Annotated in this window: 2 protein-coding genes and 2 pseudogenes; 2 read left to right on the top strand and 2 right to left on the bottom strand. The window is 58.0% G+C overall.

The features are described from left to right. Positions 1 to 281, bottom strand: a pseudogene (locus tag BMI01S_RS36555) (IS6 family transposase); the annotation flags it as partial. On the opposite strand from BMI01S_RS36555, the gene BMI01S_RS40290 reads away from it, so the two are divergent. Further along, positions 251 to 727 carry a transposase gene (locus BMI01S_RS40290; RefSeq protein WP_081901431.1) on the top strand — a complete coding sequence of 159 codons (477 nt, stop codon included), beginning with the start codon at positions 251 to 253 and terminating at the stop codon, positions 725 to 727. The pseudogene BMI01S_RS36555 and the gene BMI01S_RS40290 sit on opposite strands and share 31 nt — an antisense overlap. Before the next feature lie 506 nt (positions 728 to 1233). Here the strand turns inward: BMI01S_RS40290 and BMI01S_RS36545 are convergent. Next, a complete protein-coding gene (locus BMI01S_RS36545) occupies positions 1234 to 2271 on the bottom strand; it encodes an IS630 family transposase (protein WP_028233108.1) in 1038 nt (345 codons plus the stop codon). Positions 2272 to 2309: 38 nt separating this feature from the next. Here BMI01S_RS36545 and BMI01S_RS36540 point away from each other — a divergent pair. Beyond that, positions 2310 to 2643, top strand: a pseudogene (locus BMI01S_RS36540) (IS6 family transposase); the annotation flags it as partial.

Below are 2643 nucleotides of genomic sequence, written 5' to 3'. Positions count from 1 at the left end.
TAGCTCTCGTCCATTCGCCAGCTTTTCCCAACCGGACGCTTGTGCTTGCGGAAGCGCCTTTCGAAGAGCGGCAGCAGCTTGATGGCCCAGCGGTACACCGTCGAATGATCCACCGCGATACCACGCTCGTCCATCATTTCCGCAAGATTGCGCAAACTCAGCGAATAGGCCACGTACCATCGCACGCACAGCAAAATCACTTCAAGCGGGTAGTGAAGGCGCTTCAGGACCTTGGCCAGGCCCGGCGCGAGTGTGGTTCGCGGTGTCTTCGTCTTCTTCATTGCACAGCTCAAAAATTCGCTACGCAATTTTGACGTGGGCCTTACTGCAACAGAACCGTGCCGACCGTATTGCTGCATGGGCGGCACTTTGTCCCGGAAACAACGAATCGGCTGGCAAACGCAAATCAGGGCGAACCGGAAAAGGCAGTTTGGTCATCCGTTACATCATGTGTGAATGCGCCAACTCGGCCTGGAAAACCACGAGCTCGCTGGCAACCAAATATAGAAGCCTGATGGTGCGCAAGACGCACAAAAAGGCAATCATCGCTCTGGCTCACAAGATGATACGGTTGATCTTCCTGCTACTGACACGCAAACTCGCCTATCACGACCCGCCGATCGACTACCAGGCCATCAGCGCGAAGAAAAACGCGCCGCGCTGGATCAAGCAATTGAAGGCCATCGGCCAATGGCCGGATGAGGCGTCTGCCTCGGTCACCACCTAACGATCGCCACAACGAGGGGGCGGGCATGGCGATATTTTTACTCGCGGGCCACGCGAGCGGCCGTGCGCGCGCCCGTGCTACCCAGCTTTCACGGTAACGAGATGCGGTTGAGCTACCTTTGAACCAGCGGCGTCGGTGGCTGTGGCGCCGATTGCTCGCGATACCGACATCAACTGCCGTCGGCAATATCTCGAAGAGGTTTGTAGCGAATGACGCGCGGCCAAACATGCCTGTTCGAACTGGTTTGTGGTTGGTGACGATGAGTTCGAGAACATCATCCACAGAGCCGTAACGTAACGCATACCGCACGCGCATTGCCGCGTGCACGAACGCTCTTGCCGAGAGCGAAACACTTCGTCGGGGGGCCTGTTCTCAGCATTGACGCATATCAACGTCGAAGGCGAAACATATGCGTATCTTTGCGAATGTGGGTGCGCAAGCAGGCGGCAGGCTTTCTAAGCATGGCGCACCATGGTTATTGACGGGTGCATCAAATATGGCGTTGTTTATTGGGCTGCGTAACTGACATGTTTCTCCTCGAACAGATTGCGAATCACGTGCGGTTCCTTCTGTCGTCGATGCAGATGCCGGCGGACTGTGCCGATCATGTCCGCCTTGCTGGTCGGTCGGCTCTTGCCCAGCGCGTTGGTCTTGACGTCCTGGTTGAGCAGTTCGTCCGGGTTCAGTTCGGGACAGTAGCCAGGCAGCCGGATCAGTCGCACACGCGTGGCGTTCTCGGCGACGAACTTCCTGACGGTGGCGGACCGATGCACCGGATGCCCGTCAACGATCAGATAGATCTTGCGTGTGGCCTGCCTGATCAGCCGCTTCATGAATTCGATGAAAGTTGCATTCGTGAACGTGCCTTCAAAGACCATGAAGCTCAATTCGCCGCGGTTGGTGATCGCCGAGATCATGTTGCAACCAAAGCGCTTGCCGGTCGCGCGGACCACCGGCGTTTCGCCCTTCAAGGCGAAGCTGGTTCCGCTGATGTGGTCGCTTCGCAATCCCATTTCGTCGCCCCAGTAGATTGTCGCGCCTTCCTGCTTCGCTTCCTTTGCAATCGTTGGGTAATCCTCGTTCAGCCAGCGCTCGATCGCTTCGTCCTTTCTTTCGTAGGCCCGTCGCACCGGCTTCTGCGCACTCACACCCCACGCCTTCAGGTATCGACCCGCCGTCCACTTCGACACCGTGATGCCGTACTGCCTTTCGATCAGTTGCGCGACCGATTCGCGGGTCCACAGGTAGAACGGCATCGACAGTTGATCCGGCATCCGCTCGATGATCAGCTTGCGGATTCTTACGGCTTGCCGATGAGTCAGGTGGCCGCTTCCCGGTCGACGGCCCCGCTTGCCCGACCTCAGCGCCCGCAGGCCGCCTTCCCGCGCAGTCTTCATCCACCTGCTTATCGCGCGCAAACTCACACGGTACGTTCGAGCGGCCTCGACTTGCGTCATCCCGTCGCGCACCGCCTGCACCACCATCTTTCTCAGGTGCGCCTGCGTCGACTGGTCCAGTTTTCGAGCATCGGTTTTCGGGTTCATACTCGTATAACGCATCACGCCTTATTTGGTGCACCTGTCAGGTAAAAGGCGAGTGGAAATATCTTTACCGGGCAGTGGACAAGGCGGGCGACATGGTCGACTTCCTGCTCAGGGCCAAGCGGGACAAGGTCGCTGCCCGGCGGTTCTTTGAAAAGGCGATCGCCCATAATGGTACGCCAGAGACCGTGACCATCGACAAAAGCGGCTCCAATCTGGCCGCACTGGATGCGGTGAATGCCGATCGCGAGACGCCGATCAAGGTCCGTCAGATCAAGTACCTGAACAACATTGTCGAACAGGACCATCGGGCTATCAAACGCCGGACCCGGGCGATGCTGGGATTCAAGAACTTCCACCGTGCGAGGGTCATTC

The sequence above is a fragment of the Paraburkholderia mimosarum LMG 23256 = NBRC 106338 genome (assembly GCF_000739815.1).
In the GTDB taxonomy this organism is placed as follows: domain Bacteria; phylum Pseudomonadota; class Gammaproteobacteria; order Burkholderiales; family Burkholderiaceae; genus Paraburkholderia; species Paraburkholderia mimosarum.
The sequence above is the reverse complement of the archived record's forward strand: the minus strand, read 5'-3'. Positions and strand labels throughout refer to the sequence as shown.

Excerpts from the sequence above, each read along its gene's own strand:
- BMI01S_RS36545 (WP_028233108.1), bottom strand. The coding sequence starts at position 2,271 with ATGAACCCGAAAACCGATGCTCGAAAACTGGACCAGTCGACGCAGGCG.